This is a genomic window from Paractinoplanes polyasparticus, assembly GCF_019710575.1.
GTDB lineage: Bacteria > Actinomycetota > Actinomycetes > Mycobacteriales > Micromonosporaceae > Actinoplanes > Actinoplanes polyasparticus.
Map to the genome: position 1 here is coordinate 1 of NZ_JAHWFK010000065.1, position 19,741 is coordinate 19,741.

At 66.7% G+C, this 19,741-nt stretch carries 9 protein-coding genes and 1 pseudogene; 2 read left to right on the forward strand and 8 right to left on the reverse strand.

The window, feature by feature from the left end:
• Window positions 1-88 precede the first annotated feature (88 nt).
• A complete protein-coding gene (locus tag KXC43_RS46255; protein WP_221382661.1) occupies window positions 89-283 on the forward strand; it encodes a hypothetical protein in 195 nt (64 codons plus the stop codon).
• 184 nt (window positions 284-467) lie between these two features.
• Here the strand turns inward: KXC43_RS46255 and KXC43_RS46260 are convergent, their stop codons facing one another.
• From KXC43_RS46260 to KXC43_RS53415, 4 genes and pseudogenes are all read right to left on the reverse strand, one after another.
• The gene (locus KXC43_RS46260; RefSeq protein ID WP_221382662.1) at window positions 468-1,085 is read right to left on the reverse strand and encodes a class I SAM-dependent methyltransferase; all 618 of its coding nucleotides are present in this window, start codon (window positions 1,083-1,085) and stop codon (window positions 468-470) included.
• Window positions 1,085-1,252 carry a class I SAM-dependent methyltransferase gene (locus KXC43_RS46265; protein WP_221382663.1) on the reverse strand — a complete coding sequence of 56 codons (168 nt, stop codon included), beginning with the start codon at window positions 1,250-1,252 and terminating at the stop codon, window positions 1,085-1,087. The genes KXC43_RS46260 and KXC43_RS46265 overlap by 1 nt, the downstream gene beginning before the upstream one ends.
• A 72-nt stretch (window positions 1,253-1,324) precedes the next feature.
• On the reverse strand, window positions 1,325-1,798 hold the full coding sequence (locus tag KXC43_RS46270; RefSeq protein WP_369076980.1) for a helix-turn-helix transcriptional regulator: 474 nt from the start codon (window positions 1,796-1,798) through the stop codon (window positions 1,325-1,327).
• Window positions 1,775-2,183: pseudogene (locus KXC43_RS53415) on the reverse strand (cupin domain-containing protein); the annotation flags it as partial. The pseudogene KXC43_RS53415 and the gene KXC43_RS46270, both read right to left, overlap by 24 nt.
• A gap of 522 nt (window positions 2,184-2,705) precedes the next feature.
• Between KXC43_RS53415 and KXC43_RS46280 the strand changes: the two are divergent.
• Window positions 2,706-4,100 carry an FAD-binding oxidoreductase gene (locus KXC43_RS46280; RefSeq protein ID WP_221382666.1) on the forward strand — a complete coding sequence of 465 codons (1,395 nt, stop codon included), beginning with the start codon at window positions 2,706-2,708 and terminating at the stop codon, window positions 4,098-4,100.
• Between the two features lie 62 nt (window positions 4,101-4,162).
• Here KXC43_RS46280 and KXC43_RS46285 read toward each other — a convergent pair whose 3' ends face one another.
• The 4 genes from KXC43_RS46285 to KXC43_RS46300 all read right to left on the reverse strand — a co-directional run bounded on the left by KXC43_RS46285 (window position 4,163) and on the right by KXC43_RS46300 (window position 19,717).
• The gene (locus tag KXC43_RS46285; RefSeq protein ID WP_221382705.1) at window positions 4,163-5,932 is read right to left on the reverse strand and encodes an AMP-dependent synthetase/ligase; all 1,770 of its coding nucleotides are present in this window, start codon (window positions 5,930-5,932) and stop codon (window positions 4,163-4,165) included.
• Between the two features lie 50 nt (window positions 5,933-5,982).
• Window positions 5,983-6,621 (reverse strand): GNAT family N-acetyltransferase, encoded by a 639-nt coding sequence (locus tag KXC43_RS46290; protein ID WP_221382667.1) that lies wholly within the window; start codon window positions 6,619-6,621, stop codon window positions 5,983-5,985.
• A complete protein-coding gene (locus KXC43_RS46295; protein WP_221382668.1) occupies window positions 6,618-16,697 on the reverse strand; it encodes a DUF6531 domain-containing protein in 10,080 nt (3,359 codons plus the stop codon). Before KXC43_RS46295 ends, KXC43_RS46290 begins: the two co-directional genes overlap by 4 nt.
• 131 nt (window positions 16,698-16,828) lie before the next feature.
• Window positions 16,829-19,717 (reverse strand): ATP-binding protein, encoded by a 2,889-nt coding sequence (locus KXC43_RS46300; RefSeq protein WP_221382669.1) that lies wholly within the window; start codon window positions 19,715-19,717, stop codon window positions 16,829-16,831.
• Window positions 19,718-19,741 lie beyond the last annotated feature (24 nt).

Here is a 19,741-nt window from a genome sequence, read left to right on the forward strand (position 1 = left end):
CATGTGACCAGCAGACCCGACCCCCACCGGCCGTGACGATCACCCGCAGGCGTCACAGTGGATCAGACACAGACCCCCAATACAAAAGATGTCTAGCTATGCCGGCACCGAAGAAGTACCCCTGATGAGCTGCGTGAGCGTGCGACGGCTGGCGGTCGAGGCCCGCCGGGACCCTGCGTCAAACGTCGGTGCGATCCGCAGGATCGCCGATCAGCTCGGGATCCATCCCGAGGCGTTGCGTGGCTGGGTGAAGAAAGCCGAGATCGATGCCCCGCCCACATAACCGTCACCCTCGCGGACCATCCGGTCGAACGTCGCCTGACGAGCGTCCGGAGATGACGGCGGCCGGATTCGAAAGCCGGTGTTGCGGACGGGCCCGATGGTGAACGCCATCGGGCCGTCGATCCTAAGCAGTTAATCGGTCACGGGAGCGGACCGCCCTGCCCTCCCGCCGCGGCGAGGCCGGCTCACCGCCGGCCCCAGAGCAGACGACAGGTGATCGGGATCTGGTAGCTGCCGTCGGACTGCCGATAGCCGGCGGCGTGGGTGGCGAGCCGTTTCTCGACGGTCGTCCGTTCGGCCGGCTCGAGGGCGTCAAGGTGCGGACCGTAAGGGCTGGTGTGCAAAACTTCGACGAGAGCCGCCTGATCGGGCACCCGGTAGTCGAAGGTGAATGCGGTCTCCTCGACGGCGGCGAAGCCGGCCCCGCTCAGCAGGGCGGCCCGATGGCCGGGAGTCGCGAGGACGTCGTACGCGAACGGATCCGGCAACGCGTCTGCCCCGGGAACGTCGCTCGCGACGTGGTGGAACAGGGCGATCAGCGTATTCAGCTCGGCGCGGTCCCACACGGCCAATGAGAAGGCGCCCCCGGGACGCAGTACCCGGGCGGTCTCGGCCAGCGACGGGAGGACGTCGGCGAAGTCTTCGTACAGCAAGGCGAAGCGGGAGACAACGGCATCCACGGACGCCGACTGCACGGGCATCCGGCTCATCTCTCCGACCTCGAAAGTGGTATCGGTGAGCCCGCGCTCGACTGCCTTCGATCGGGCGAGATCGATCATCGGAGCCGAGCGGTCGACGCCCATCAAGTGAATCCGGGCTCACCGGTGCCGCAGCCGATGTCGAGCAGGAGCGCGCCGTCCCCCAACGAGGGCAGACGATCCAGGATGGCTGCGGACACCGGTTCCCTCAGGTACTCGCGGGCATCCCATCTCCAAGCGATGGTGTCGTAGTCGGGCTGAGTCGATGTCATGACGGTGGCCTTCCGGCTGGGCTACTGGTGACCTCCCGAGCTTGTCAGCGGAGCGTCGACCGGCACAATGTCTCATCCGGACGTGAACCTTTGTGATGAGTCCGCATCGTGCCGATAGCGTCCGGGTGCGATTCCGAATCGTCGCCGGAACGCGGTGGCGAAGGCGAACTCGTTGGCGTAGCCGACCTGCCGGGCGACAACCGAGTGCGGATCCCTGGTCGTTCGCAGCAGAACGGCGGCATGGCTCAGCCTTCGGTTGAGCACATAGGCCATCGGTGGTTCGCCGAGGAGCGCATGGAACCGCCGGCTGAACCCGGCCCGGGGCATGCCGGCGACGGCGCTGAGACGCTCGACCGTCCACGGCGAGTCGAGACCCGTGTGCACCGCCCGCAGCACCGACGCGATGGCGGCGTCGGCCACCGGCGGCACCTCGTGGTGAATCATCTGTTCCCGCGCCCAGTCGAGACCGTGCACGAGCAGCAGGTCAACGAGCGCTGGCAGCGCAGCCCCGGTCGCGCGGCCACTGTCACGGAGAACCTCGCTCATGAGGCTGGCCAGTGAGTACAGCGTGGAATGCTGGTCCGTCCGCGGGGACGTGACCACGACCTCAGGCAGAGTGCGCAGGTAGGGGTGGAACTGGCCGCGATTGAGCAGGTAGCCGGCGCAGACCAGCTCGACGTCGGCCGGCGGGCGGCGGGCGGCGGGCGGAGAAGGAGTGCTCAGCACCGTAAGGGGAAAAGACGATGTCCCCGGCCTGCACCGACATCGGCTGCTGATGAGGCGTGGACAGGCGCGCTGCGCCGTGCCGGATCAGGTGGAAGCCGGCACCGGCAATGGTTGCTAAACGCAGATCCCACTGGCCCGAACGCCGGAACACGTGCCCGCCGGCGGCCCCTCCGGCCCGCATCGTGCCCACGATGTCGCTGATCATGTCCACCCATTGGATGTTATTGCCCGAGCGAACGACTCATTCTTCCCGGCCGTGCGGTCGGGAGACGTCGGCGCTCGCACGGGCGACGGCAAGCACAACGGCCGGTGGCCGTGATCGCCGGAGCCGATCGCGGAACCTCGCCGAAGCCAACAGCTACGCAGGATGGAAAAGGCCCATTGGACTGCCGAAGTGAGAGGTACCCCTGCGAGAACCGAAAGTACGACACATACGTCTCCACCGCCCGGATCCGTGTCATGATTCCGGCGGACCAGAGGAAGGCACAGACGAGACGTCGTGCCCAGAATTGCCGATAGCGACCAGCAAGTTTGTCCCGCAGAGCTCCGTCTCAGCTGCGAATTAGACCACACCGCGGCCCTATTCCCGCGGCAAAGTCTTTCTCGCGACCAGGAAGGTCCGTCCACAGGCGTTGTCAAAGGCCGTCGCGTGAACCACTCGTCGGCATACGCCGTCTTTGGCGATATGACGTTTCCTGCGGACACCAGCTCGATTGACATTCTCAGCATGCACGACCGTGATGAACTCGCCGGCAAGCTTCGCGCCCGGCTCACCGGTTCCGTCCTTGTTCCCGATGACGCCGGATTCGCCGAGGTGACGGCCGGTTTCTTCAACTCCCTGGTCCCCCACCGCCCAGCGGTCGTCGTCGCCCCGGCCTCGCAGGAGGAGGTTCGGATCACCGTCCAGCTCGCCGCCGAGGCCGGGGTGCCGATCGCGCTCAGCAACACAGGGCACAGCCAGCCGATCTCCATCGACGGGGCGGTGCTCATCGACCTTCGCCGGCTCGACGACGTACAGATCGACCCCGGCACCGCGACGGCCCGGGTCGGGCCGGGCACCCGGTGGGGTCAGGTCGTCGAAGCGGCGGCCAAGTTCGGCTTGGCCCCCCTCTGCGGCTCATCACCCGGTGTCGGCGTCATCGGTTACACCCTGGGTGGCGGCCACAGCCCCTTCTTCGGGCGCCTGCACGGATGGGCGGCCGACCAGGTCGAATCGATGAGGCTGGTCACGTCGGACGGCGCCGCCCGGGATGTGACCGCCGACACCGACCCCGACCTGTTCTGGGCGCTGCTCGGCGCGAAAGGCAACCTCGGCGTCGTCACTTCCCTCACCTTCCGGTTGATCCCGGTGACCCGCCTGTACGGCGGTGGCCTGTTCTTCGACGGCAGCGCCGCCCCTGTCGTGCTCCCGGCCTGGCGTGAGCTGACCGATTCGGCTCCACGTGAGCTCAGCACGTCGCTCGCGCTCATGACGATGCCCGACCTCCCGATGGTTCCCGAGCCTTTGCGGGGGCGTCTCGTGCTGCACGTGCGCCTGTCGCACCTGGGCTCGGCTGAGGAGGGCGCCGACCTCATCGCCCCGCTGCGGGCGGCCGCCCCGCTGCTGCTCGACTCGGTCGTCGAGATGCCGACGACCGCTCTGGCGACCATCCACAACGATCCGCCCGCCTCGCCGCCCGCCCTGGAGCGGACCGCCCTGCTCACCGATCTTCCGGACGAGGCCATCGAGGCGGTGCTGAAGGCGGCCGGACCAGCCGCCGAGGACCCGGTCATGCTGCTCGAGCTTCGCCACCTCGGCGGCGCCCTGGACGAGCCCACGCAGATCACGAGCGCAGCGACGGCACAGACCGCCAGATACAACTTGCTGCTCGTCGCGCTCCTGCTGCCGGATCTGAGCGAGGCTGTCCTGAGCCCCGGCCTGGACAACGCTCTGGCCCGGTTCGAGCCCTTCAGCGAAGGTACGACGATGCTCAACGCGATGGGTACGGCCGACGCCTCGCCGCGGGGCGCCCGGGCGGCCTACGACGACACCACCTACCAGCGCCTGGCCGCGGTCAAGGCCCAGTACGACCCGGACAACTTGTTCCGCTTCAACCACAACATCGCACCTGCCGGGAACTGACGACCGGCATGCCTCGTCGTGGCACCCCGGCCGCCGGGGTGCCACGCACACTCACCGGCGGATCACACTCGGGCCTGGTCGTACATTTCGGCGATCTCATCAGCGAAGGCACGTTCGACCACCGCGCGTTTGATCTTCATCGAAGCGGTGACCTCACCCCGGTCCACGCTGAGCTCGCGGGGCAGAATCATGAACCGCTTGATCGTCTCCCAGCGATTCAGTTTCGCATTCAGCTGCTCGATGTACCCGGCGATCAGGCGTTCGGTGTCCGGGGCGGCGACGACCTCCGAGTACGGGCGGTCGCCGCCGGCCCAGGCGACGATTGCCTCCTCGTCCAGGGTGACCAGCATCGACGCGAACTTGCGGCCGTGCGCAACGACCATGACCTGAGCCACGTACGGACACACGGCCTTGAACTGATTCTCGACGGCACTGGGCGCGATGTACTTGCCGCCAGAGGTCTTGACCAGGTCCTTCTTGCGGTCCGTGATCCTCAGGTGACCGTCGGCGTCGAGAACACCGATGTCGCCGGTACGCAGGAAGCCGTCCGGGGTGAACGCCTCCCGGGTCGCATCCGGCAGCCCGTGGTAGCCGCGCATGAGCGCTCGCCCGCGGAGCAGGATCTCACCGTCGTCGGCGATCTTCACTTCGAGATCACCCAGGGCGGGACCGACGGTGCCGATGCGATTAGCGCCCCGCCGGTTGCAGAACGTAGACGCACTCGACTCGGTGAGGCCGTAGCCCTCGAGGATCGGCAGGCCGGCCGCCGCGAAGAACTCGGCGATGTCCCGGCTCAGCGGGGCCGAGCCCGAGATCAGGACGATGCCCTTGCCGCCGAGACGGTTCTGCAGCTTGCTGAAAACGAGCTTCTCGGCGATCGCGTAACGAGCCTGGAGCAGGGCGCCGACCGCTCGGCCGGCCTGCTCGCGAGCGACTTTCCGGCGGCCGGTCGCCACCGCCCATGAGAAGATCTTCGAGGTGAGCCCTCCGCTCTCGGCGACATTAAGGACGATCCGGTTGTGGATCTTCTCGAAGATGCGCGGAGCCGCGGGCATGATCGTGGGCCGGACCACCGGCAGCAGCTCAGCGATTTTGTCGACCCGCCCGTCGAAGTAGGTGGGTGAACCGACGTGGATGATCCCGCAGCAGAGCGCTTTGCCGTAGGCGTGCGACAGCGGTAACCACAGGTAGAGCAGGCCGTCCGGCGAGAGCAGGTCAACTTGCTCCTGAGCGACCGCCTGCCAGATCCAGGCGGTGTGAGTCAGCTCGACCCCTCGTGCGCGACCGGTCGTCCCCGAGGTGTAGACGAGACTGGCCAGGTCGTCCGGTCCCAATGCCGCTACGACCTCGTCGATCAGGGCCGGCGTGGCGGCCAGCGCCTGTTCGCCGAGCGCCTCGAGATCGGCCAGGGTCAGCTGTGGCGGCTGTGCGTCACGGTCAGCATTGCCGTCGATCAATACCACCGACGTCACCGCCGGTACTCTCCCGGTGAGCTTGGCTGCCTGCTCCGGGCTCTCGGCGATGAGAACCATCGCCCCTGAGTCCATGACGATCGCGACAGCGTCCTCGGCCCCGGTCGTCGGATAGATGGTGGTGGTCGCGGCCCCGGCCACGTTGATCCCGAGGTCGGCCAGAACCCACTCGACCCGGGTGCCGGACAGCAGAGCCACCCGCTCCCCGGTGGTGACGCCGAGCTGCCGCAGGCCGGCGGCGATCCGGGTGACGCGTTCACCGATCTGCGCCCACGTGTGCCAGACCACGCCGGAACCGTCCGGGCCCGGTCCGGCGAAAGCTCGGGCAGTAGGTGTCGCCTTGACGCGGTGGAACAGCATCTCGGGCACCGAGGAATATGGAGCGTACGGGTCGCGGATAGCGGCGTCGCTCACGGGCTGACCTCCGCCGGTCGGCGCACCATAAGATTCCGTCGGCCCGAACCCGCCGGGTCGACGTGCTCCGGACAGCCCGGAAAGGTGATGGCGTAGCTGATGTGACCTGCGCCCGGCGGACTTGTGACAGTCCCCTCGTGGTGGGGCGTTTCGCGCTGGAACCGTCGCGCCAGCGCCCGAGCGCCCGCGTTGTCGGCCTCCGATTCCGCGGTCACCAGCTTCAGCCCGGCATCGCAACAACGGTCGGTCAGCTCGCTCAGCAGGCGGCTACCGATCCCTCGCCGCTGCCACGCATCCGCGACCAGCAGGGCAAGGTCGGGCAGCTCCGGCCCGTCCAGCCGCCAGACACATTCCGCCAGACCGACCAGCTGCCCCTCGACCGTGGCCACCTGAGCCAGGCGGGCAAGACCCGAGCCGGCTGGATCACGCAGGCTGCGAACGTAACGGGCGGGAAACCGCGGTGTGCCGACCAGGAAGCGGCGCGACAGGGTGGGCATGGAGAAGGATGCAGCGGCGGCGGTGAGGAGTTCGGAGTCTCCGGACCGCCACGGACGCGACTCGAGATGGGGCAGCATGCCTGCTTGAACGGTGACGGCGGGAATCGGGTTCACGCGGGCCAGGTCCGCCCTGGTCAATGGTGGGTGAGGGTGGTGTCCTGTCCGGCCGCGTCGTAGGAATATCGATGGGTGACGCCGTCGAAATCGGTCTCTGCGATCTTGCGTCCGTTCCCGTCGTACGTGTAGCTCCAAGTCTGGCCCTGGGGATTGGTGATGCTCGTCAGGCGGAGCTCGGTGTCGTAGGTGTACTCGGTACGCCCGCCCTCGTCCGTTTGGGCCGTGACCAGGTCGAAGGCTCCGTACTCCCGGACGGTCCGGCGGCCGTCGGCACTGATGTGTTCCACCAGATTGCCCTCGCCGTCGTAGAAGAACTCCTCGAGGGCACCGTCCGGACCCGAGCGCCAGGCAAGTTCACCTTCGATCGTCCAGCCGAACTGGGTGAGACCCGCGCCGGTCCGTTCCACGACGACGCGACCGAGGTGGTCGTATTCGTAGGCGGCCTCGGTTCCGGCCGCGGCCGAGTCTTCGACTGGCGACCGCCTGCCGTCCGGGTGGACAGTACCCGTATGACGGCCGGTGCTGTCGTACTCGAATCGGGTGGTGCGGCCGAGCGCGTCGGTGACGGCCTGCAGGCGGTGGCTGTGGTCCCACTCGTTGATCGTCGTCGCGCCGAGAGGGTCTGTTTCCGCGATCACCTGCGACAGGTCGTTGAGCTCGTAGCGGCGGACCGCACCCAGCGAGTCGGTGACCTCGGTCAGCCCGTCGGTGTAGGCGAACCGGTAACTGAGGTATCCGCCCTTGCCGTCCGTGCCGATGCATCGGCCGGCGTCGTCGTACGTGTACGTGTACCACTCGCCGTTGCGGTCGTCCCAGCGCCCGATCCGACCGTCGACGTACTCGAAGCGCTCCGCTTCGCCGGAGGAGTTGACGACCGTTCGCAACTGCCGGTCGTCGTCGTAGCCGAACCGGGCCGCAATCGTCAACCCGCCGTCAGGCTCGGGCAGCTGGACCGCGGTCACCAGCCCGTCAGTGGCCGAGATGGTGAACGACCCACCGGTCGAGGACCGCATCGACGTCACGACACCGTCCTGGTCGCGGCCGAACGACCACCGGATGCGCCCGTCGAACACGTCGCTGATCAGGAACTCGCCGTCGTCCGCGGGCGCGAACAGCAGGATCGGCCCGTTCGCCGCCTCGTCCAGCATCCAACCGCCACCGACCAGACGCGTCAGCCGCGCCGGACGCCCCAGCTCCGGCCGGGCCGACTCTCCCTCAGCCGGCAACGCGAACGTGAGTACTGAACCGTCCGCCGCAAGGTAGCGGACCTGATCACCGTCGGCGACAAGACGCTGGTCGATCGTCGACGCCCACGAGACACCGAATGAACGGCCCCACCGGTAGTCCGACCGGTAGGTGCGTTCCAGCCGCAGCCCCGGCAGCACCAGATCGGTCTCCGTCAGGATCATCCGGCCGGTGGTCACGTCGATCGGGTCAGCCACCACGGTGGTCTCGGCGGTGGCTTTCGTCGTGCCAGCGCCGGCACGGCGGAACGGGTTTGTGCCCGCCGCTACCCGGGAATCGCGCGTCGATGAGGCGTTGACCTCGGAATCCACGGTTCCGGTGGGGTCCGGACGACCCGCCCCGCCGGACGCCGTCCCCGGGTCGCCGGCCGGCTCGTCCCCGGTCAGAAACATTCTCAGGCTGTCCCTGAGCGATGCCGGGTCGGGTTGCTCGGAACGCCCCTCGACGGCCGGATCCACGCGGTCGTCGCTCGATGCGACCGATTCCGCATCCGAGTTCGCCGCCGAACCAGCCGGCACCTCACCGAGTCCGGGAACCTCGTCGATCTCACGCGCGATCTGATCGAGATCAGACGCAGTCAACACAGGACGATCGGCGGCCCGGGTGGTCTGCATGATCGACATGGCCGCACCCGGATCTCGCGAGGGCCGATGCCGCCTCAGGACCCACCGCGCCTCACGGCCCCCCGCGTCCCGCATCGCGTTCGGGCCGGTCAGGTCATACGTGTCGGACAAGCCCAGGAAATGGCCGACCTCGTGCAACATGTCCAGAACGGTGATGTCACTGGACCAGCCAACCTGGTTCGACCGGTCATCGGCCACCGCCGCACCGATCAATTGGTGCGTCCCCGCCGCATCGCTGACAAACTTGAGATTCACATTGAACTGATCGCCGCCCGGTCCGATCACATACCGCTGGTTGTAGAACGTGTCGGCCGCCGCCTCAAATTGCCTCGCCCGGTCGGGCGTCAGCGAAGGCACCGCCAGCCGAATGCTCAAATCGTGGATCCGCTGCCCATCAGGCGTCACCAACAACCGATAATCATAAGCGGTATCCCGCAACCGATGATCGACCTGCGGCATCACCGCACTCGGGTCCGGCACCTCCAGCCCCGCACGACGGTGGGAATCACGGACTATCTCCGACACCGCCGCAGCCGAAACCTCGACGTTGTCGATCAAACCTCTCCGTGACACCGACCTCGGGCTCACCTGCTCACGAAGCTGATCGATCTCGTGACGCTCAATCCAATCGCCGGGCACCGCCGGCAGATACGTGAGGCGTACCTCGTCATCGGACTCTCTCGACCCGGATGAAGCAACCGGCACCCGGTTGTAACCCCCTCCGCTCGGCGGTACGGGCGGGGAGACCGGACCGGAGGGCGGCCAACTCGCGAGGGGCAAACCTTCGAGGATGCGGGGCAGCTCGCGGCTGAACCACTCCCGGACAGCCGGGTCGAGCCGCTCCCGAGGAGCGGCTTTCGTGTCGTAAAACGCGGAGTACGCCTCGGCGAACCACTCTTTCGGGGCAGAGAACTGGTAGTTCGACAGCCCGTGTTGATCACGAGCGGCGACTAGGTAACTGACCCAATCGCCATCGACGACATGGTAGCTACGGTCGCCGATACGGACGGCTTCCCCGCCACCATCCGGCAGCGTCCACGGGTGAGCCAAGCCTGATCGAACGAAGGCGTCAATACGCTCGGAAGCATCGCGCGGAACATCGGGAAAACGATCCCAAATAAACTCTAGAAATTCAGGGTCGTGATCTTTAGCCGATCGCCACAGCCACCGGCTCAAATCCTGTTGGAGCGCTTCAGAGTATGACTCACCTGCTACACCAGCCTTTTTCATCAACGTCTGAGCAAGACCCGGAAGAGCATTGGTGCCGTAGTAGACGCGATCAACGAGATGATCTTCCGGGTTGACCTGATAGCTGAACCACCCCAAATTGCCAGAAAAGCCGTAAGCTCTCCCGCCCGCCCTGGCCAGATCCGGCGTAACCGCCTGTCTGATCAGCTGGGTCAATTGGCCCGCCACCTCTCGGCCGAGTCCCGGGAACCATCTGGTCATTGCTTCCAGACGATTCTCAGTGGCGCGCAGCAAATCAGTGTCAACGGCGAGGTCTCTGCTGTTCGGCAGATCCAGGATGGCACTGAGGGCGTCGGTCAGCCCGGACAGCTCGTCGGCATCATGCTCGACGCCGACCTCGGTCAGCAAAGCCTCAGCGACACGAGCGAAGCCGTCCGTGTTGCGATGGTGCTGCCAGCCGCCGAACATCTCTTGGTCGGCGAAGCGCTCCGACCAGCCGACGCGGCTGTCCACAGCGTGTCCCGACTCATGCCGGACGGTCCATTCCAGCAGGTTGCCGTGAGCCAGGACGGCGGAGACACCAGCCATGACCTCGCGGTCGGAGCTTCTGATGCCCAAAGCCTGATCTCCGGACTCGCTGACCCCGGCGAGGACCTTCAGGACGGCTTTGTCCATCAGCCGACGTTCCCAGGCGACGCCTCGATTCAACACCGAGTAGACAGATGATGTAAGGCGAACACCATTGAGCGTGGGGTAGACGATGTTGATGGTTCGGGTCGCATAGTCATATTCGCTGGCATTCCGGTCCGGCGAACCGTCGATCCGGCTCACGCCGACGAACTCTGGATTATCGCGGACGTGGGCGACCGGAAGTGCGCTGAGCACCGAGTCGATACGATCGAGTACCGCCCGGCCGAAGGTCCGGCTGCCGTCCAGCACCGAGCCGACCTCGATGCCGAGCCGGTCCGACACGGCCTGCTCCTGGGCCGGGGATGCCCGGAAGAGATCTGCCAGCCCGAACCGATCGGTGTCGCCGGCCCAGACAAGATCGTTGTCTGCGGAGTCGCCGGCGCTCTCCGGAGTTACCGCAGTCACCGACGAGCCGCCGGGCTCGAACACCAGGAGTTCCCCCGGTTCCCCGTTCGGCCCGGGCAGCACGCCGATGTTGGCGTCGGGATGCCCCAGGAAGGTCATCCCGTGCCGGCCGATGACTACCCTGACGCCGGCGGCGTCGGCGATTTTCTGGGCGTGCGGGACACCGCCGTCCAGCATCGCGGCGTCGCAGTTGGGGACGACGATGAAGTCGCCATGGTCGGAGTGTTGGCTCTGCACGGTCGGCGACCCGCCGACCCTGCGTCCGAAGTCCTCCCACGTCGTGGTGATCGTCTCGTCAGGATGGAACAACAGGACTTCGCCCTGCTCGGCGTGAGCCGCCGCGACATAGCCACGAGCTGCGCTGTCCCACGGCACTCGACCGACATCCGCTTGGGACCGCCATCCCACCCGGCCCTCCTCCACCGTGTGGACGCGGGCGAAGGTCGTCACCGTCAGGTCAACTCGGTCGAGCCCCAGCCGCGGCCAGTCATTCGGATCGATGAAGGCGCGGCCGGTCGGCCTTCCGGCCCCGGTGAGAATCCGCGTTCCCTGAATTTCGGGTTCCAGCACGAACCGGGTGAGGTCGCCGGCCGAGGGCAGGGGATTGGGGCCGACACGCACCCGGTCGTGGAAAAGATCGGCGATCTCGCCCGCCACCGACTCATATTGCCCGATCACGCCGGTCGGGAATGCGTCCGAGCTGTTCCTGCTGTCGTCGACCGCTGAGCGGAACGCGGTCCACTGTTCGTGGATGTTCCGGCTGCGCCGGCCTTCCTCGTCGGCCCGGCCGATCAGTGGTGCGAGAATTTGCGACACCAGGTCATCGAGGACCGCGGTCTCATCGGCGAGTCGCTGATGCACGTTGGACCCGCTGCGCCTGCCGTCGCCCGCTGAGGTATCGACGGCGAGTGCGGTCCCCCTGGTCGGCAACTGACTCTGCCGAACGGATGAGGCGTCACCTGCACCGTCACTGTGTCGAGGCGCACGGGCGTACCTGCTCGCGTCGTCACGGGACTCGGTCTCACGAGCGGTCGCCTCGCCCGGTCCAGGATCATCCCACCCGCGGAACTTCACACGATGGTTTTCCGCGATAATCGCAGCATGGGCCTCTGCCTTCTGACGCTGCTCCGTCGACATCTGATCAAGGCCTTCAGGCTGGTCATGCTGGAAACTCGGGTGCTCGTACTGGCGCTCAGCCCAAGGGGCAACCTGAGAGAGCCTTAACCCCAGACGATCAGCTGCATCTCGGGCAGCTTGCCTTCTCCGGTGCAGTTCGGGGTCCCTGACGTCAGGCATCATAAAGACGGGAAGGAATTTGGAACGCTCCCCCCTCTCGTCCGCACCATCCCGATCAGGCCATCCCAGGAACGGAACAAGATGGTTCTCCGCAATGATCACGGCCGTGGCTATTGCCTTCGAACGCTGCTCCGGCGTCATCCGATCGAAGCCTTCAGGCTCATCAGGCTGGAAAAGCAGGTCGGAAAGCCGGCGCACAGCCCATTCAGCGACCTCCGATAGCTTTTCTCCAAGCCGGTCCGCCAGTGCCCGAGCCTTATCAATTTCAAATTTTGAAGGTTTTTCGCGCCATTCATATATTTCTTTACGATAGACGCTGGAGGAATTCAGCTCCGCCAAACTTGTTGCATCAAGTCCAGGCCACCCCAGGAACGGAACAAGGTGGTTGTCCGTCATGACCACGGCCGCTACCACTGCCTTCTCACGCTCCTCCGGCGACATCCGATCAAAGCCGTCAGGCCGACCAGGCTGGAAAGGTTCGTCGGCTCGAGTCCGCATAGCCCAACGAGCGACCTCAGAGAGCCTCTCCCCAAGTCGGTCAGCCAATTCCCGAGCCGTTGCCTTTTCGTGACCTGCCGGATTTTCGCGATTCTTGAAAACCTCCTCGCGATAGGCAGGGAAAGAATTCAAATTCGCCACGCCAGCCGCACCACTACCAGGCCATCCCAGGAACGACACACTATGATTCTCCGCGAGAATCAAAGCCCGAACCATCGCCTTGTCACCTTCTGTCGATGACATTTGATAAAAGCCCGCAGGAATGGGTGGAACAAAATTCGATGCGCGAACCGAAGATAATACAGCCCATGACGCAACCACGGAGAGCCGATCGCCTCGACTATCAGCCAATTTCCGAGCGGCCACTAAATGGTGCAATTTTATCTTACCGGGAGGCCTCGCATACACCTCGGCGCGACTGGCCGACATAGATTCATCAGGCTCGGGAAGCCGTTCCGCTCGAAGATCAGCCGGTTCCTGAACAGCTTCGAATTGCCCGCGATCGCGCACGCCGGAAGACTCCCCATAGGCGGCCCCGTCCGGCCGACCCGACAGTCTCGCGTCCATGGTCGGCGAGTGGGTGTCCGGGGAGTTCGCGTCGTAGGCCATGTCGTCGCCATAGGCCGGACCCAAGTCCATCTCGATATCGACTCCGGATGACCCCACATAGCGCGCGGACGATGAGACCGGAACCCGGCCACCCGAGTCAGACTCCGACTCCTCGCCTTCGCTCTCGCCCGGCTCCGAGTTCCGCACCTCCGACTCGAAATCCCGCAGGAACGACGGACCCGCGTTCACGTCCAGCGAATCAAAATTGACCCCCGGATAGGCATCGCGATCGATACCGTCGTACTCGGGGACATCGGTCGGATGCGACGAAACCGGAACCTGACCCCCCTCACCCTCGCCCGGCTCCGGCTTGAATCCCCGCAGGAACGACGGACCCGCGTTCGCATCCGGCGATCTGAGATCGATACCCGCATAGCTGTGAAGATCGATACCCGAATCGCCGTAAGGCACGTCGATCGGATCCGAGGGGTCTGTTCCTGTTACCGGGAAAGCCGCCACCACCGAAGCCGGCCCCGCAACTCGACCGGCCAGACCGTCCACGTTCACACCTGAAGCGGACAATGCCCCTCGCACCGCCGCCGCAGGAGCAGGAAGCATGATCTGCGCCAGATCTCGCAGCATCACGTCCGGAACGCCATCAAAGGCCTGCCACGCACTCGCATACGCATCGAAGAACCCATGAACCGGCCCACGAACATCCATCGAATCCGACAACGGGCCGGCAGAAAGCAACGAACCATAGACCGACCGGAAGGAAACCCACTCGGCCGGCAACTCGACCGGACCGAAAACCGAAGCAACTACCCGATCCCAGCCATCCAACAAATCCGGCAAACGATCAGACAGCAATCCCAACTCATCAACCGACAGCACCTGCAACAGATCAGAAACCTGAGCCCGGTCACCACCAGCCCCCGCAGCCAAGCTGTCCTCGCTCTCCGACCCGGTATTCACCACCTCGGCGGCCACCTGATCGAACGATCTGCTCGTCTCGGTTCGGATCGGCGCTCCGTCCGTCACCGCGGTCCGGTCACCGGTCTCGCCGCCCAACAGGTCCGTCGCCGACGGCACCACGTCCTGACCGGTCACCTCCCGGATCTGGGCCCGGGCCTGGTCCACCTGCCGAAGTGCCTCCAGCAAGTTCGCCTGCTGTCGTGACACCGGCCCGATCCCATCGGCCTCGGCCGAGCGGGCCAGTCCGTCCTTCGCCGCGTGGAACGCCTCGCGCGCCGATTCGATGCGCTCCGCGTGACTGCTGTCGCCGTTGACACCGGCTGTCTCGGTCAGGGCTCGGTCAAGAAGCGACTCGGTCTGTCCGGTGACGCTGTCCAATGTCCGCAGTGTCTCAGTGGCTACCTGGGCAATCTGCTCCGGCGTGGCCGGCATGGTCGGAGCCGACCGATCCCTGGCCACCGCCGACTGCGCGTCAGTCCCACGGCCGGACTCGCCGCGGTCGGACTGCGATCCGCCGGAATTGGATACCTGAGTGGTGCCGGTCTGCTCCGCGACATGCCCCGACGCCTCTGCCCGGGCCGCTGACTGCGTCTCCGGACCGGCGGCGGAAGCAGTGCCGTCGATCTCGGTCACGGTCCCATCTCGAGCGACCTCCGCGGCCGACACGACGTTCTGACCAGTCGTCGCTGTCCCGCCCACTGCGCCGACCGGCTCGCCCGGCGCCACCCCTGAGCGGTCCGGCGCCGACGTGCTGGCGGAACTGGACTGAGATGCGTCCTGACCGGCCCAAGCCGCATCGTGACCGATCGAGGTGACGCCTGGGGCGGCTTCGCTGCGGCCGAGCGCAGCAGACGCCTGCGACTTGTCAGCGCTGTCCTGTTCGTACTCCGAACTCGGGGCGAGCGTTTCGGGAGAGCCGGCCCGGTCGGTGACGACCGCGGGGCGGGCGTCCCCGGTTGCACCGGATGCCTCCCCTCCAACGGGAGAAGCCTCGGTCCGCGTACCGCCTTGGACGGCTGCCGGGTCTTGGCCACGACTCAGGCCTTGCTGGACGGCATCATCGGTCACCCCGCCGAACTGCGCGCCCCGCTCGAACGCATTGCCGGCCGCGTTCTGGTTGCTCTCGGTCCGCTCACGGCTCACCGCACCGTTGTTCCCCTGGTCGACTACGCCGCTCCGTTCGACATCGACCTGCCCGCCGGCCCCTCTGCCTGCTCCTGACGCGTCGGCCTCCCCTCGTACCGCCGTGAAACCATGCTCGTCGCCGGGCGTCTCCGTCCACGCACCGACATCTGGCTGGCTGTTGGTGCTGAAGTTGCCGGGTCCGAACGCCGGTGCTGCGGTCTCGGGACGGCCGACAACGCCGGGAGCGGCGCCTCCCGTGGTGTGCGGCCGAAGCGCCGGGTCGGCCGGGGCCCCGTTCGTGTCGTCCCGGTCGCCGGATTGCCCGGTGAAGTTCTCGTTCTGCTCTGCTTGACTTCTCTTCACCTCCCCGGACCGATCCTGCGTGCCTTCGGCCCCGTCCAGCCCTGTCGCATGCTCGTACGACGGCGGGTCCTCCGAGGCGGACGGCGCCGCCTCCTCGGAGTAGGGGGGCGGTGGCGCCCCCTCGGAGTAGGAAGGCGGTGGCTCCGGCGCCTCGACGTACGGCGGGGGATTGTCGGTGCTGCCCGACAACCACTGCCACACGCTCGCCAGTGCTCGCTGCACGCCGGCCCACGACTGCCGCGCCTCGGCGACCAGATCCGACGGCTCGCCGGAGTTGTTCTCGTACAGACCGCCGACGAACTGGCTGGTGAACACATACCAGTCGGCGCTGACCGGCGCCCCTGTCGCTGCCTGTCCGGCCATCGACGACGGCACACCCACCGCGCCCTGCGTAAGACCCTTACTCAGAATGGTCTCGAAGCGGAAAGCCATGTCTTCAAGTGTGTGCTCGAAGATGAACTCCTCTCCCTGCAGTTTGTCCACCCAGAACTTCCGCGCGAGCCACTTGATCGCCTCGTCGTTCAAGGCGTTGGCGAGACCGCCGGCGGCTCCGCCGATGGCCGAGGCGATCGCCGCATCACCAATGCTGTCCCAGTCCACCCCTTCGCGCGTGCCCGAATCGTTCTGCGCGAGCTGAATGAAGAGCATAAGGCCGGGTTCTTCGGCCAGCTCCTGCAGCGTCTCCACCAGGACCTGACGAAGAATCGCCGTGATCACCGCCCGAAAACCGGCAATCACCGCCGGCACGGCCAGGAAGCCGAACAACGAATAGGCGAGCCAAAACAACTGAATGAGCAGCAACGCGAGCTGAACCGCGACCATGATCTTCGTCTGCTGCAGATCGGCGGCGCCGTTCTTCAGACTTTTTCGCGTCGACTCGACGCCGTCCCGCGCTCCTTGCAGGTCTTTGAGGAGACCGTTGATGGATGCCACGACACCGTCGGAAAATTCTCCGTCCATGACGTCCTGCACCGCCGCTGCCTGACCCCGCAACCGGTCCATGGCCGCATCTATGGCATCCCGCAGGCGTTCCCACTCGTCGGAGTGCGCCCACATCGCGTTCTCACTACCGGTCGGCCACCGCTGCCCCACAACAGCCAGCAGCAGATTTTGAAGCTCGTCAGGAATCTGAACATCCATGACCGACCACCAGCTCCCCTCATCGGCGCACGCGTGAGCCTGCGCCAATCAAGCAGCTTCCGTTGACCGGGGGACGATGATCAGGGGTAGTGGGACTCGCGGCGGGTATCACGGGGAAATCCCTCGACAGTTCAGCGTCCGCCACTGGCCGAGGGCGTCGGTGCAGACGGCCCCGGCACCAGGCCGGTGAGTTCCCGGCAGACCTCGGCGATCACCTCGCTGACCGGGCGCTTCCGGCCGGCCTCCCATCGCACCCCGAACGTCTCAGCGTCGAGGGTCTGCGACAGCTGCGCCACTCGTTCTTCCTGGTGCTGCAGCAGGTCAGAGAAGAATGCACCACCGGTCTGGCGGCGAAGCTCGTGTCCGGCCGACAACAGAACCAGCTCGTGCCCGGTCCGGCCGAGGGATTCATAGACCAGCGCCGCATAGTGCAGCCCGATGGTGATACTCCACCGCATCGACTCGCGATCCAGCAGACGCAGGGCCTTGCAGAGCCAGTCGACTCCTGCGGTCGGCCCGACCGTCTGCCGGGCCACCTCCGCCCGCAGCAGCCAGACGTAGGCAAGAACCTCCGGATCACCGACATCGAACAAAAGTTGCTCGGCTTCGGCGGCGAGCTGGGCGGTGCGGACCCAGTCACCGCGGAAGGCGCTCACGAGCCCGAGCTGGGTCAGCGCCCAGCCCCGCAGCCAGGGCTCAGCGTCCTGCGCGGTGGTCAGCAGGTGAACCAGCAACTGCTCAGCTCGCTCGAGGTTGCCGGCAAACGCCTCCGCAGTGGCCAGGCGACGCAACACCAGGCGATAGCCGCCCACGTCACCGGCCTGCTCGAAGATCGCAGCCGCTTCCTCGGCGGCCGCGGAGGCTGCCGTCAGATCGGCCTGTACGGTCGTCAGCGCTACCAGCCCGCTCAGCGCCTGTGCACGCACCGGCGGCAACGCCTCGCCCTCGGAGTTCAGGGCCTGCTGCAGCCATCGGCGGCCCACCGCGTACCGTCCGGTGATGTGCCAGTAGATGGCCAGGGCCGAGGCGATCCGTAGCGCAGTCTCGGCGTCGTCGCTGGCGACGGCCCAGTCCATAGCGGCGCGGAACTGCTCCATCGCCGCGCCCAGCAGTCGCACTGTCTCGCGGCGCCCAGCGCCGACATATCCGGCGCCCAGCTCGTCGGCGAGCCGGGCCATCAGCGCGGCGTGCCGGTTGCGGGCCGTGTCCAGTTCGTTCTGGTCGGCCAGCCGTTCGGTGCCGTACGCCCGCAACGTCTCGAGCATGCGGTACCGGCCGGCCTCCCGCAGCAGCAGCGATTTGTCGACCAGGGCCGCGATCAGCCCGGCGATACGGTCCCCCGCGAACAGGTCGACGTTCAGCTGCTCGGCCCAGGTCAGCTCGAACTCGCCGGCGAACACGCTGAGTCGGGCGAAGAAGCGACGCTCATCGGCGTCCAGCAGGCGGAAACTCCAGTCGATCACGGCCTGCAAGGTCCGGTGGCGTGACTCCACCGTCCGGCTGACGGCGCCGAAGAAGGCAAAGCGGTCGTCGAGACGGGCCGCCATCTCGGTGACCGAGAACGCGTTCGCGTGCGCCGCGGCCAGCTCGATCGCCAGCGGCAACCCGTCCAGCCCCCGGCAGAGCGTGGCAACGGCCGCCGCGGTCTCGTCGGTCAGGGCGAAAGCCGGGTCAGCGGCTTGGGCCCGCATGACGAACAGCCGGGCGGCGGCGCCTTGCCCCACGGCCTCCGGCGTTTCGACTTCCACGGTGGGCTGGGACAGCCCGGACAAAGGCAGCAGCACTTCGCCGGTGACTCCCAGCCGCTCCCGGCTGGTGGCGAGGACCCGCAACCCGGGGCAGGCGGCTAAGACCTCGTTCACGAAGTCGGCCACCGAATTGACCAAATGCTCACAATTGTCCAGTATGAGCAGTCCATCGCTGCCGTGCAGGTGCTCCTTGATGAGGTCGAGCCGGGGCCTGGTGCTGTGCGACGGCACGCCGAGAGTGTCCCCGATGGTGTCCGCCAGCAGGTCGGGCTGGGTGAGCGCGGCCAGCTCGCACCACCACACCGTCGTGTCCTGGGCCCCGGCCCGGGCCGCCACCTCCATGGCGAGCCGGCTCTTGCCGGCCCCGCCGACACCTGTCACGGTCACCAACCGCTGCGCTCCGAGCAGGTTCCGCAGAGCAGTAAGCTCCGGATCGCGTCCGACGAAACTGGTGAGCGGACGTGGCAGAGAGCGGGACGAACGGCGGGCCGGCGGCCGCGAAGCCAGGCTCGGGTCTTGCTGCAGGATCTGCTGACGCAAACGCCGCAGCGCCGCCCCCGGCTCCACCCCGAGCTGCTCGTCCAGCTGGTGGCGGGCGGCGTCGAAAGTGGCGAGGGCGTCACCGACTTGCCCCGCTCGATAGCGGGCAAGCATGAGCTGCTCCCACAGGCGTTCGTTCAGCGGGTGCTCAGCCACCAGGGCCACCAGCTCCGGAGTGACCTCATGGTGCCGGCCGACGGCCAGGTCGGCGTCGATCCGCGCCTCGATCGACCGCATGCGGAGCTCGTCCAGGCGCGCGATCTCCGTTGCGGCCTCGGACAGGTGAGCGAGCTCGGTCAGTGCTGAGCCGCGCCAGAGCGCCAGAGCCTGGCGCTGGCGGTCGGCCGCCTCGCTGTGCCGCTCGGCTCGGGCGGCCGACAGCCCCGCTGTCACCAGCCGCTCGAACAACTCGGCGTCGAGCGCGTCGGGCCGGACACGGAGCAGGTAGCCGGCGGTGTGCGTCTCGAGCTCCGTCGCCGGGCGGCCGGCGGCCCTGCGCATCGCGAGCCGGACTTCGGAGATGCGACCGTAGAGCAGTTCCTTCCACCGCGGCGGAGGCTGCTCCCACAGAGCCTCCGCCAGCCGGTCGGCGGCAACGATCGTGTTGGGGCGGAGCAGCAGCGCGACCACGAGGGCGCGATGTCGCGGGCCGCCGACCGAGAAGGCGACCCCGTCGTGCAACGTCTCCAAAGGTCCCAGGACGCGATAGTCGAATTGCCCGTCCGAGACCACGAGTGAGAACGTTATCACCACAGA